The organism is Enterobacter cloacae complex sp. P14RS (genome assembly GCF_014895895.1).
Classification (GTDB): domain Bacteria; phylum Pseudomonadota; class Gammaproteobacteria; order Enterobacterales; family Enterobacteriaceae; genus Enterobacter; species Enterobacter bugandensis.
This window is the reverse complement of record NZ_JADBQM010000005.1, coordinates 69,814-82,710: the sequence shown is the minus strand read 5'-3', so window position 1 is coordinate 82,710 and position 12,897 is coordinate 69,814. Positions and strand designations below refer to the sequence as shown.

General features: G+C 56.6%; 9 protein-coding genes. 5 read left to right on the top strand and 4 right to left on the bottom strand.

All coding sequences use genetic code 11. The features are described from left to right. A partial coding sequence (locus tag IM295_RS04040; RefSeq protein ID WP_226859416.1) for a porin occupies nt 1–987 on the top strand: 987 nt, incomplete at its 5' end. Nucleotides 988–1,044: 57 nt separating this feature from the next. Here the strand turns inward: IM295_RS04040 and IM295_RS04035 are convergent. Next, complete coding sequence (locus IM295_RS04035; protein ID WP_193066263.1) at nt 1,045–1,908, bottom strand: N-acetylmuramic acid 6-phosphate etherase; 864 nt, start codon at nt 1,906–1,908, stop codon at nt 1,045–1,047. A 165-nt stretch (nt 1,909–2,073) separates the two neighbouring features. Here IM295_RS04035 and IM295_RS04030 point away from each other — a divergent pair, with 165 nt between their 5' ends. Further along, entirely contained in the window at nt 2,074–3,690 is a 1,617-nt protein-coding gene (locus tag IM295_RS04030) for a sensor histidine kinase (protein WP_193066262.1), read from the top strand. Beyond that, the gene (gene dcuR, locus IM295_RS04025; protein ID WP_028013719.1) at nt 3,687–4,406 is read left to right on the top strand and encodes a two-component system response regulator DcuR; all 720 of its coding nucleotides are present in this window, start codon (nt 3,687–3,689) and stop codon (nt 4,404–4,406) included. Before IM295_RS04030 ends, dcuR begins: the two co-directional genes overlap by 4 nt. On the opposite strand, the gene IM295_RS04020 is transcribed toward dcuR, so the two are convergent. Together IM295_RS04020 and IM295_RS04015 are read right to left on the bottom strand one after the other, a co-directional pair. Beyond that, a complete protein-coding gene (locus IM295_RS04020; protein ID WP_193066261.1) occupies nt 4,387–5,349 on the bottom strand; it encodes an FAD:protein FMN transferase in 963 nt (320 codons plus the stop codon). The two genes, dcuR and IM295_RS04020, sit on opposite strands and share 20 nt — an antisense overlap. Before the next feature lie 58 nt (nt 5,350–5,407). Further along, a complete protein-coding gene (locus tag IM295_RS04015) occupies nt 5,408–8,188 on the bottom strand; it encodes a flavocytochrome c (protein WP_060571682.1) in 2,781 nt (926 codons plus the stop codon). 610 nt (nt 8,189–8,798) lie between these two features. On the opposite strand from IM295_RS04015, the gene IM295_RS04010 reads away from it, so the two are divergent. Beyond that, the gene (locus tag IM295_RS04010) at nt 8,799–10,307 is read left to right on the top strand and encodes an anion permease (protein WP_023325580.1); all 1,509 of its coding nucleotides are present in this window, start codon (nt 8,799–8,801) and stop codon (nt 10,305–10,307) included. 53 nt (nt 10,308–10,360) lie between these two features. Further along, nucleotides 10,361–12,010, top strand: coding sequence for a class I fumarate hydratase FumA (gene fumA / locus IM295_RS04005; RefSeq protein ID WP_193066260.1), 1,650 nt, complete (start codon nt 10,361–10,363; stop codon nt 12,008–12,010). Here fumA and IM295_RS04000 read toward each other — a convergent pair. Continuing rightward, nucleotides 11,999–12,892, bottom strand: coding sequence for a LysR family transcriptional regulator (locus IM295_RS04000; protein ID WP_193066259.1), 894 nt, complete (start codon nt 12,890–12,892; stop codon nt 11,999–12,001). The genes fumA and IM295_RS04000 overlap by 12 nt on opposite strands. Nucleotides 12,893–12,897 lie beyond the last annotated feature (5 nt).

Genomic DNA, 12,897 nt, shown 5'->3' with positions numbered 1-12,897 from the left:
ATAAAAATAAAAAAAAAAATTACCCGCGATCTGGTCGGTTACGGTCAGTGGGAATATAAAACCTACGCAAATGATACCGAAGACGCCGGGGATACCTCTTTCAACCGTCTGGCCTATGCGGGCCTGAAATATGGCGAATACGGTTCATTTGATTATGGCCGTAATTACGGCGTCGTGTATGACGTTGAAGCCTGGACCGATATGCTGCCGGTATTTGGTGGCGATTCCTACACCTGGACTGACAACTATATGGTTGGCCGTACCAACGGTGTTGCGACCTACCGTAATAATGATTTCTTCGGTCTGGTTGATGGCCTGAACTTCGCGCTGCAGTATCAGGGTGCTAACGAAGGCGCAAACGCTAACGAAGATCAGGAAGGCACCAAAAACGGTCACGACGACGTACGCTTCCAGAACGGCGACGGCTTCGGTATGTCTACCACCTATGACTTCGACTTCGGTCTGACGCTGGGTGCGGCGTATTCTTCCTCTGACCGTACCAACGATCAGGTTGCTTATGGTGCGGGCAACTATAACCGCTTCAGCAAATACGCAGGCGGTGACCGTGCAGACGCATGGACCGTTGGCGCAAAATATGATGCTCAAGGCGTCTACCTGGCGATGATGTACGCGGAAACCCGCAACATGACGCCGTACGGCAGCGACGGCATCGCCAACAAAACGCAGAACTTTGAAGCCGTAGCGCAATACCAGTTTGACTTCGGTCTGCGTCCATCCCTGGCATGGGTCTATTCCAAAGGCATCGATCTGGGCGGTAACGATTATCACCCACGCAATGGTTATGACTATGTAGACCAGGATCTGGTTAACTACATCGACCTGGGCATGACCTACAACTTCAACAAGAACTTCTCCACCTACGTTGATTATAAAATCAACCTGCTGGACGAAGATGACGCCTTCTACAATGACAACGGTATTGCAACCGATGACATTGTTGGCATCGGCATGATCTACCAGTTCTGATCCCTGAAAATACTAAAGCCCGCATTTGCGGGCTTTTTTGTTTCAAGGGACACTATTTTACGGCGCTTCCTGCAGCGCCACGCGGATAAACCCGTTATTCTGCGCCAGCAGCTCATGGGCTTTCCACGCATCCAGACCGGTCAGCACCATCAACACCGCCGTTTTACAGTGGTGGTTACAGCTCTCCAGCGCGGCCTTTGCCTGCGCCCGGGTGCATCCCCCCGCCTCCATCACGATGGCGATCTGCCGTTCGGCCCATTTGGTATTGCTTGCCTCAAGATCCACGCGCAGGTTGCTGTAAACGCGCCCGGTACGAACGGCCAGCGCCGTGGTAATCATTGAGAGGATCATTTTTTGCGCGATCCCCGATTTGGTGTTGAGATAGCCGGCCACCACATCGGCACCCAGTTCGGGAGCAATAACCATACTCGCCAACTGCGCGGCTTCACTTTGCGCATCACCGGTAATAATGGCGACCGGTGAACCCAACGACCACGCATGCCGCATTGCCCCCCAGACCCACGGCGTTTTTCCGCTGACGTTCACGGCAAGCATCATATCGTGCTCATCAAATTTAATGGCCTGCAGGTCAGCCACCCCGCGCTCGTAGCCCCCATCCCCCTCTTCTGCCGTCACGGCAATTACCGGCGTTTTACCCGGCGCATACTCATCTGCAGCCTGTTGTGCGATGCAGCCTGACGGGCCCGCGCCGACAATCACCAGACGGCCGCCGTGGTTGAGCGCCGAGGCGGCGTTATCCACCGCGCGGGCGATTGTCGTTAAGCAGGGGGTTATTGCAGCAGAAATGCGTGCATCTTCCTCGTGGATAACCTTCAGCATGTCCAGCGTGGACAATCTATCTATATTCATCGTGCTGGCGTGCCGTCTTTCCTTGACTGAACCGGTAAGCGTAATGCTCATAAACAGCCTCCTTATTATGAGTACCCACACACTATAAAGTGTTTTATATAGATGACCTGCGAGTGGGGTCACGAAAAGAAGAGTAAATCGACGCTTTTACATGGCTTTAAGAAAAGCCCATCATCAGCGATAATCACTCCCTTTCTTAATCATCGCGGAGTGTTGATGAGCGATTTGCAGCCTTTCCCTCTGACGCGCAAGCGCCCCATGAAACTGTACACGCTGGTCACGTTGATGGTGTCCGCGATTATCGCCTCGGTGTTGCTGGTAGTTTTTGCGCTCTATTCCGTGCAGATCACCCGGGCGACCCGCGATGATGTAAAAGATACCGCTCTGGGCATCGCCCGCACGCTGGCCGACAGCCCGGAGATCCAGCGCGGCCTGATGCAGTCGCCGCAGGCCGACATCATTCAGCCCATCGCCAAAGCCGTCACCCAACGCAACGATCTGCTGCTTACCGTTGTGACCGACATGCGGGGGATTCGCTACTCGCACCCGAACGAGGCGCTCATCGGCCTGCATTTTATCGGCAACGATCTGGAACCCGCGCTGGAAGGCAAAGAGAATGTCTCAGTTAACCGTGGTGCCCTCGCCGAGGCGCTTCGCGTTTTCACGCCGGTCTATGACAGCCAGCACGATCAGATCGGGGTCGTCGTGGTCGGGATCTCCCTCAAAAAGGTGGAAGACCAGATAGCCCGCGGGCGGCTCAACGCGCTCTGGACGATTCTGTTCAGCATATTTATGAGTTCGATGGCGATTTGGGGTCTGGTACGGGTCCTGAAACGCATCCTGTTCGGGCTCGAACCCTATGAAATCTCCGCCCTGTTCGAACAGCGCCAGGCGATGCTGCAGTCGCTTCGCGAAGGGGTACTGGCCGTCGACATTCACGGCCGTGTGACGATGATTAACCACGCTGCCAGAGAGATATTACTTCTTCCCTCCGGCAAGCAGACCGAAAACACCAGCGAGCCGCTGCTGGCAAGCCTGCGTGAGGTATCGAAAACCGGGATTGCGCGTCAGGATCAGGAGATCAGCTGCAACGGACGACTGCTGCTCTGCAACATGGTGCCGGTCAAAAGCCAGAATCGGGTGATCGGGGCTATCAGCACCTTCCGCGATAAAACGGAAATCAGCCAGCTGATGCAGCGTATTGATGGCATGGTCAACTACGTCGACGCCCTGCGCAGCCATACGCACGAGTTTATGAATAAACTGCATGTGATCCTCGGCCTGCTGCACATGAAGCGTTACGACAAGCTGGAGGAGTACATCATCCAGACGGCGCATAATTACCAGACGGACATTGGCACGATCCAGAGCAAGGTAAAGTCCCCGGTCGTTGCCGGGTTCCTGCTGGGTAAAATCAACCGGGCGAAAGAGGCCGGCGTCATCCTGACCCTGGCGGATGAAAGCCTGATACCGGATACCGCCAGTGAAGAGCAGGTTGCGGTGCTGATCACCGCGCTGGGTAACTTAATCGAAAACGCGCTCGACGCGATGGCAGGACAGCAGGAAGGCGAGATTGGCCTGCTGCTGCATTATCAGAATGGCTGGCTCAGCTGCGAAGTCAGCGACGACGGCCCCGGCATTGATCCCACTCAGCTGGAGGCTATTTTTACTAAGGGGTTCTCAACAAAAGGTGAAAACCGCGGCGTTGGGCTGTTCCTTGCTCGCCAGCAGATCCAGAACCTGGGCGGCGATATCACCGTCGAGTCTGAGCCTGGCGTATTTACCCAATTTTTTGTTCACATCCCCTGGGATAGCGAGAGGAATATCGCGTGATAAATGTATTAATTGTCGATGATGACGCCATGGTAGCCGATCTCAACCGTCTGTACGTCAACCGTGTTGAAGGCTTCAGCTGCTGCGGCGTCGCCTCCACGCTCAATCAGGCCAGGGCCTTTATCAATAACCCCAGCCAGCCTGTCGATCTGGTGCTGCTGGACGTCTACATGCAGCAGGATAACGGGCTGGATCTGCTGCCCGATATTCGCGCGTCAGGCCGCCCGATTGATGTGATTATGATCTCCTCGGCCGCCGATGCCGCCACGATCCAGACCTCCATCCACTATGGCGTGGTGGATTATCTGATAAAGCCTTTCCAGTTCCCGCGCTTTGAAGAGGCGCTGAACGGCTGGAAGGCAAAACACAGCCTGATGGGCTCGCACCAGTATTACGAGCAGGCGGACGTCGACAGGCTGATCCACGGCGGCGCGCCGGAGCTGGCGGACACTAAAAAATTGCCGAAGGGGTTAACGCCGCAAACGCTGCGCACGATTTGCCAGTGGATTGATGGCCACCCGGAGACGGAATTTTCCACCGACGATCTGGCTAACGCTGTCAATATCTCCCGCGTCTCCTGCCGTAAGTACCTGATTTGGCTTGCGCAGATCAACATTCTGTTCACCAGCATTCACTACGGCGCCACCGGGCGTCCGGTGTATCGCTACCGCTTACAGCCGGAACAGATCGGGCTGCTCAAACAGTACTGCCAGTAACGCGGTAGCTCTCGTCAAGGAGAGTAAAACGGAAGTGGTGCATCGAGGAGATCACCACTTCTTTTGTTTTGGTCACAAAGATAGCTTCAATATCGGGGCGCGCGCGCAGGGCGGCACAGCCCTTTTCTACCCCCATGCCGTATATCAGCGTGGTCCAGATGTCGCCGTCAATGGAGTCTTTTGAAATGATAGTGACGCTCTCCAGCTCGTTGTCGAGCGGATACCCGGTGCGCGGATCGAGAATATGGTGATAGCGCTTGCCGTTCTGCTCGAAGTAGCGCTCGTACGTTCCCGAGGTCACCACGGAGAGGTTCTCCACCGTCATCGCACCGATCAGCGCGTCACCGGCAAACGGTTTTTTTAGCCCCACGCTCCAGCCACCTTCCGGCGAGCCTAACGTCTGGATGTTTCCGCCGAGGTTGATCAGCCCCAGCTCAGCGCCCTCTTTGCGCAGGTAGTCCCGCACCCGGTCGGCGATATAGCCTTTGGCGATGGCACCCAGATCAATCTCCATCCCCGCTCTGGTCAGAAACACGCTGGTCTGCGCCTCATCAAGGATGACCTCCTCGGGCCGGGTTATCGCCAGCAGGGACGCAATGTCATCGGCAGGCGGAACGCTGTCTCCCTGAAAGCCAATCTTCCAGCGCTTCACCAGCGGGCCGATCGCCAGGTTAAACGCGCTGTCTTTTAGCAGGCTTGCCGCTTTGGCACAGCGGATCAGTTCAAACACCGGACGACTGACGGCAACCGGATGCTGGCCCGCCGCATGGTTGATGTCCATCACCTGGGAATGCGCCCGGTTAACGGTGAGGAGATCTTCGTACTGTTTGATCAGGCGGAAAACGCGGGACGCGAGGGCTTCGTCATGGGAGAAGAGCTTCAGGAGAATGGGCGAGCCCATCAGAACGGCGGAGTAGCTGTAAACGCGATGGCTATCAGGCATTGCATGTGTCCTCAGATGTAGCCCCGGCAGGCACCGCGCCGCCGGGGAGACAGGAGCCTTACGTTCTTTTTGAGCGCATCGCCGCCTGATGTCCTGCAAGGGTACCAAAAATAATGATATCCGCCACCGCGTTACCGCCGATACGGTTGCCGCCGTGGATCCCCCCGACCACTTCACCCGCCGCAAACGCCCCCGGCAGTACGTTGTGGTTGCTGTCCAGCACGCAGGTTTCGGTGTTGATGGTCACGCCGCCCATGGTGTGGTGCACGCCTGGCGCAATCTGAATAGCGTAGAAAGGCCCTTCGTTGATAGGCGCACGCAACGCGGTGGTACGACCAAAATCGTCATCGTGCTGTTTTTCAACGAAACCGTTGTAACGTTCCAGGGTCGCGAGGAAAGCGTGGTGATCCATACCGAGCGCTTCCGCCAGCGCTTTTGGCGAGCTGGCGCTGGTGACGAAGCCTTTAGCAATATACTCATCCGCGGCTTTGTTTTTAGCACGTACGTGCTCGTCAAAGACGATGTACGCGTATTTCTCCGGCAGCGCGATGATTGACGCCGAGACTTTATCGCGGGTCGACATTTCGTTGTAGAAGCGCTCCCCTTTCTGGTTGACCAGAATCGCCCCGCCCCCGCGGATGGATTCGGAAATCAGGTACGAGGTGTTCTGCTCAACGGTTGGATGAATTTGGATTTCGCCCATATCCACGGTGCCCGCCCCGATGCGCTCCAGCAGCGCGATACCGCCGCCGGTTGCCCCTTTGTGGTTGGTGGTGACGAACCCTTCCAGATCCGGACGGTATTTGACGACCATCTGGCTGTTGGCGCTGAATCCGCCCGTCGCCACGATCACGCTTTTCGCTGCCACGGTGACGGTTTCGTTCTCTTCGGTGGTCAGGCGAACCCCGGTCACTTCACCGTTTTCGAAGATGATGTCGCTGACGGAGGTATCCAGCATCACCTCGATGTTGCGTTTGTTGACGTTACGCACCAGGCCGCTGATCAGGTAGCCCCCCACCGCAGAGCCGTCTTTTGGACGGTGAGTACGGTCGATGCTCATCCCACCGGTGGTGGTGATGTCGTTCAGCATGATGCCGCGCGTTGCCAGCCACTCAATCGCCTGCGGCGCGTTCTCGACAAAGCGGCGCAGCAGTTCAGGGTTGTTCTTGTTGCCGCCGCCTTTCAGGCTTTCCTGGTAAAACAGCTCTTTGCTGTCCTGAATGCCCTTCACGCGCTGGAAGCGGGTTTCAGCGGCATTCATACCAGCAGAGGCTTTAATGGTGTTCCCGCCGATGGTTGGCATCTTCTCAACAATCAGCACGCTCGCGCCTTCGTCGTGAGCCTGAATCGCCGCCGCCAGACCGGCGCCGCCGCTACCGACAACAACCACGTCCACGCTGCGGGTTTCGTTCGGGTCCACGCCCTCTTCCGCTGCCAGCGCTTTGCTGGATTTCAGCATCGCTTTAGAGACCGCTTTCTTCACCGCTTCACTCTGGCTGGTTGCACCGGTGATGGCATCCACGTGCGGGGTATTGGCGTCCAGAATGCGGGTACGGATCTCTTCAAAGCTGGTGACGAACTCAACGTCATCGCTCGGGCCAGAGGCCAGCTCGATGTCCGCAATGCGGTCAGTCTCCAGACTGACGTTAATCACCAGCTCGTTCGCGTCGTCCTGCACCTTCTCGGTGAACATGCCCGGTTTGAATTTCGATTCGCCCATGCTCATGTCGCGGATCATCGCTTCCACCAGCGAGAAGCGCCACAGCGGTTCAGGAATGCTCAGTTCCTCGCGTTTGGTGCTGTCCATAAACAGCTCAAGGCTTTCACCCGCCGCGATGCGGTCGGTCCAGTCCGGGTAGGCAATGGTGGCGCGGCCAACGGCAATCAGGTCGTAACCGTGGTCCAGCGCTTCATTCACGTCTGACGCATTCACCACGCCGCCCACGCCCATCACCGGAACCTGCGCCAGGGTTTCAGAGCGCATCGCGCAGTATTTTTCGATAAGCGGCGTCGGGTCCTGGGTGTCGACAATGGACGGACGCAGGGTCGCGCCGACGGAGAAGTGCAGGTAGTCCACGCCGCGCGCCGCCAGTTTTTCCAGCAGGTACATGGTGTCTTCAAAGCGGATGCCCGGCACTTCCAGCTCTTCAGGGGAGAAACGGTAGCCAATAATAAACGCGTCGTCCGCGTACTGGCGCACCATTTTGTGGGTGATGTCCAGCACCGCCAGCGGGAACTTCGCGCGGTTGTCGCGGCTGCCGCCCCATTCGTCGTCGCGCTGGTTAGAGTTTGGAGAGTAGAACTGCTGAATCAGGTAGGTGTTCGCCCCGTGGATTTCCACGCCGTCAAAACCGGCCTGGATGGCGCGGCGCACGGCTTCACCAAACTTGCCGATCATGCCTTCCACTTCTTCGGCGGTCAGGGCAACCGGCGTTGCGGCGCCGTCACGCGGCGCGGCCACGGCGCTTGGGCCAACGGGGGTACGGCCACCGATCAGTTTCGGATCAACCATGCGGCCGCCGTGGTAGATCTGCAGCAGGGCCTTAGATCCTTTGGATTTAATGGCCTCGGCGATTTTCGCCAGCCCGGCGATTTTCTCGTCGTTATCAATACCAATTGCGCCCGGGAAGGCGAGGCCGAGATCGTCGACGAAGCAGCACTCCACGATGATGGTGCCAATGCTGCCGGAACGGGCCCGATAGTACTCCACCAGCTCGCTGGTGACGGTGCCGTCATAATAGCCGGTACAGGTGGTCATAGGGGCCATTAACAAACGGTTTTTCAGTTCAGTGCCATTCGGTAATGTGAAGGGGCTAAGAATGCGTTCGTTAGTGCTCATAATAGAAACTCCAAACTTTTAAAAATTGAGAATTCGTTATCGGATTGATTTTTTATTTCGTCGTTTTTTGCCGATGTCATGATATTAATATAATGATTTTTTTAGTTTCTAAAGTTATTACGTTAGTTAAAAAACTATTTAATCCCTGTGATAACACTAATAATACATTGGTGTTAGCGATTGTCATTCAGGCATTCACAATATTTTAAAATACGTTAAATAAAAAATGGTAAAACCACTTCACCAAAAACCAAAAACATCCTTTAAAATCAAATGAATAGGCGTTATTAAAATCTCGAATTGTTACAGAAATGATAAAATAAACCCACAAAAAAGATAATAACCACATACGCCGGAGTGGTTATTAATAAAAGCATAAAAATAACGCTGCAATTCTGTTTTTTTGATCTCAATCAATAGTCATGGCATTTAAAAGCGCAATATAAAAACATCATCATTTTTTAATTTAACGCACACCAAAAAGCGTTAAATCGCTATTACTGAAAATACAAAAACGCACCTTTAATAACTAAAAAAAGCAAAGAAACTTAAGAAAGCAATTTTGACTTTTCAGTGCGACCGAATTTTTGACAACTTAAGACGTGAAACTATGAATACAAAAACTGCTGTAACGCCCCCTGTGGCGAACCAGGCATCAAATGGAAACGCAAAACGTCTGCTGATGATGGCACTGCCCGTCATCGTCGCCGTACTGCTGCTGTTTGTTCCCGTTCCTGAAGGGCTGCCGCCTTACGCGTGGCACTACTTCGCCATCTTCGTCGGCGTAATCGTCGGTCTTATCTTCGAACCCCTGCCGGGCGCGGTGATCGGCCTGACCGGCGTGGTCGCCATTGCCCTGTGCAGCCAGTGGGTGCTGTTCAGCCCTGAACAGCTGGCTGACCCGAAATTCAAGCTGGCGGGCGCCTCCTTTAAGTGGGCAGTGAGCGGGTTTGGTAACTCCACCGTCTGGCTGATTTTCGGTGCCTTTATGTTCGCCGCTGGCTATGACAAAACCCGCTTCGGCCGCCGTCTGGCGCTGATTCTGGTGAAGTACCTTGGCCGTCGCAGCCTGACGCTCGGTTACGCGATTACGTTTGCGGACCTGCTGCTGGCACCGTTCACTCCGTCCAACACCGCGCGCAGCGGTGGGACCATCTACCCGATCATCGCTAACCTGCCGCCGCTGTACGGTTCAAAACCCAACGACCCAAGCGCGCGTAAGATTGGTTCTTACCTGATGTGGGTGGCGATCACCGCGGCCTGTATCACCAGCTCAATGTTCCTCTCCGCCCTTGCGCCGAACCTGCTGGCCCTGGCGCTGGTGAAAAGTACGGTTGGGATCGACATCTCCTGGGGGACCTGGTTCCTCGCCTTCCTGCCGCTGGGCATCCTGTTGATCCTGACTATGCCGCTGCTGGCCTACTGGTTCTACCCGCCAGAGGTGAAGGTGAACAACGAAGTGCCGCTGTGGGCGACCCGCGAGCTGGAAAAACTGGGCAAACTGTCGCGCAATGAAATTCTGCTGCTGGTGTTCGTATGTTGCGCGCTGCTGATGTGGATCTTCGCCGCCGCGTGGATTGAACCCGCGATGGCGGCCCTGCTCATCGTCGGCCTGATGCTGTGGACCGGCGTGCTGGAGTGGAACGATATCACCGGCAACAAAGCGGCGTGGAACACCTTCGTCTGGTTCGCCACCCTGGTGGCGCTGGCGGACGGCCTCTCCTCTACCGGCTTTATCAGCTGGTTAGGTAAAGAAGGCGGCCTGCTGATGAGCGGTATCTCTCCGGGCGTGGCGACCATCGTCCTGCTGCTGGCGTTCTACCTGCTGCACTACCTGTTTGCCAGCACCACCGCGCACACCACGGCGCTGCTGCCAGCGATGCTGACCATCGCCTCCACCATTCCGGGCATGAATATGGAAGTGTTCGTTCTGCTGATGGTGACCTCGCTGGGCGTGATGGGGATCATCACCCCGTACGGTACTGGCCCAAGCCCGATTTACTACGGTAGCGGCTACCTGCCAACCAAAGACTACTGGCGCCTCGGCACCATCTTTGGTGCCATCTTCCTGGCGGCCCTGCTGCTGATTGGCTACCCGTGGATGTCCATGATGTTCTGATTCCTGACCGCCGGACTTCTCCTCCGGCGGTTTTATTTTTGTGGAGCAATACTATGTCGAATAAACCGTTTTTTTATCAGAACCCCTTCCCTCTTTCGCATGACGACACCGAATACTACCTGCTGACCAACGAGCATGTCTCCATTGCCGAATTCGACGGCCAGGAAGTGCTGAAGGTGGAGCCCGAAGCCCTGACCCTGCTGGCGCAGCAGGCCTTCCACGACGCCGCATTTATGCTGCGTCCTTCCCATCAGAAGCAGGTCGCCGCCATTCTTAACGACCCGGAAGCCAGCGAGAACGATAAGTACGTGGCCCTGCAGTTCCTGCGCAACTCGGAAATTGCGGCGAAAGGCGTGCTGCCAACCTGCCAGGATACCGGCACGGCAATCATTATGGGTAAGAAAGGCCAGCGCGTCTGGACCGGGGGCGGTGACGAAGCGGCCCTGAGTCAGGGCGTGTATAACACCTATATTGAAGACAACCTGCGCTACTCGCAGAATGCGGCGCTGGATATGTATAAAGAGGTGAATACCGGCACCAACCTGCCCGCACAGATTGACCTCTACAGCGTCGACGGTGACGAGTATAAATTCCTGTGCATGGCGAAGGGCGGCGGCTCTGCCAACAAAACCTATCTCTACCAGGAAACCAAAGCGCTGATTACCCCAGCGAAGCTGAAAAACTACCTGGTTGAGAAGATGCGTACCCTGGGGACCGCAGCCTGCCCGCCGTACCATATCGCGTTTGTTATCGGCGGCACCTCAGCGGAAGCCACGCTGAAAACCGTGAAGCTCGCCTCCACCCGCTACTACGACGCGCTGCCAACCGAAGGCAACGAGCACGGCCAGGCGTTCCGCGACGTTCAGCTCGAACAGGAACTGCTCCAGGAAGCACAGAACCTCGGCCTCGGCGCGCAGTTCGGCGGGAAATACTTCGCCCACGATATCCGCGTGATCCGCCTGCCACGCCACGGTGCCTCCTGCCCAATCGGCATGGGGGTCTCCTGCTCCGCTGACCGCAACATCAAGGCGAAGATCAACCGCGACGGGATCTGGATTGAAAAACTGGAACACAACCCGGGTCAGTATATTCCTGAATCCCTGCGCCAGCAGGGCGAAGGCGACGTGGTGAGCATCAACCTGAACAAGCCGATGAATGAGATCCTGGCGCAGCTGTCTCAGTATCCGGTCTCTACCCGCCTGTCGCTGAACGGCACCATTATCGTGGCGCGCGACATTGCCCATGCGAAGCTCAAAGAACTGCTGGATAACGGCGAAGCGCTGCCGCAGTACGTCAAAGATCATCCGATTTACTATGCGGGTCCGGCAAAAACCCCGGAAGGCTACGCGTCTGGCTCACTCGGCCCGACCACGGCGGGACGCATGGACTCGTATGTTGACCTGCTGCAATCCCACGGCGCGAGCATGATCATGCTGGCGAAAGGCAACCGCAGCCAGCAGGTGACCGACGCCTGCCATAAGCACGGCGGCTTCTACCTGGGCAGCATCGGCGGCCCGGCGGCGGTGCTGGCGCAAAACAGCATCAAGAGCCTGGAGTGCGTGGCCTATCCTGAGCTGGGTATGGAAGCGATCTGGAAAATTGAGGTGGAGAACTTCCCGGCGTTTATTCTGGTGGATGACAAAGGCAACGACTTCTTCCAGCAGATCCAGAACAAGCAGTGCAAAGGCTGTTCACAGCGCTGAGTGCTTCCATACGTCCGGCAGGAGCGACAGCGTTTCAGCGATCGTGCTGCGCTTGTCGCTCCCCGGCTTCCAGATGGTGACCATCGTCTGACCAATCCCCTGGCTGCCCACTTCGGTGTGCAGCCTTTTTACGTTTTGCCACTGACCGGCATGAAAATGCGTCGGTAAGAATCCCCAGCCGCAGCCGCGCTCCAGCAGACCGCGCAGCATCTCCGGTTCGTTGGTAAAGAGAGTATGCCCGGAGATCTGCAGGCGGCGCGCCACCGGCTCGTCCGAGGCGGGGTGCATGACAACCTGGGGCACCAGGGAGAGATCGAGCAGCGACAGTGGGGAAGCACTGTCCGCAAACAGCCCGCGGGCGGCATAAAAATCCATATCAATGGCGCCGAGGGCGCGCCACTCCATATCAGTGCCCACGCTGCGGTTGCGCGCCTGGCAGATGGCCAGATCCGCGTCGTTGTTCGCCAGCAGCCGTTCCGATTCATCCCGAGAGGTGCAGATAAGGCTCAGCCGGATGTTTCGCGCGGCCATTTCAGCAATCACCCCGAGCAGAAAGGCTCTGGGCGTAAAAGGATCGTAGGCCAGCGTCAGGTCCTGCGTGGCACCGTGCGGCACCTCTCTGGCAAACGCCTCAAAGGCTTTTACCTGCCGCATCAGCAGGTGCGCCTGGCGCTGAAGCTGTTCCCCTTCGGGCGTGAGCCGCAGGGTGCGGCCGTCGCGAATAAACAGTGCGTAGCCCAAGCCATCCTCAAGAAAATCAACCAGATCGCGAATCGTCGTGCGGTCCTTCTTCAGCGCCACCGCGGCTTTACTCAGGCCCCCGTTCTCGGCCACGGCGGTAAATGCCTCGAGCTGTGCAAAAGAGTAAATCAGTCCCGCCACGCTAC

Excerpts from the sequence above, each read along its gene's own strand:
- IM295_RS04035 (WP_193066263.1), bottom strand. The coding sequence starts at position 1,908 with ATGAGCATTACGCTTACCGGTTCAGTCAAGGAAAGACGGCACGCCAGC.
- IM295_RS04030 (WP_193066262.1), top strand. The coding sequence starts at position 2,074 with ATGAGCGATTTGCAGCCTTTCCCTCTGACGCGCAAGCGCCCCATGAAA.
- IM295_RS04020 (WP_193066261.1), bottom strand. The coding sequence starts at position 5,349 with ATGCCTGATAGCCATCGCGTTTACAGCTACTCCGCCGTTCTGATGGGC.
- IM295_RS04015 (WP_060571682.1), bottom strand. The coding sequence starts at position 8,188 with ATGAGCACTAACGAACGCATTCTTAGCCCCTTCACATTACCGAATGGC.
- IM295_RS04010 (WP_023325580.1), top strand. The coding sequence starts at position 8,799 with ATGAATACAAAAACTGCTGTAACGCCCCCTGTGGCGAACCAGGCATCA.
- fumA (WP_193066260.1), top strand. The coding sequence starts at position 10,361 with ATGTCGAATAAACCGTTTTTTTATCAGAACCCCTTCCCTCTTTCGCAT.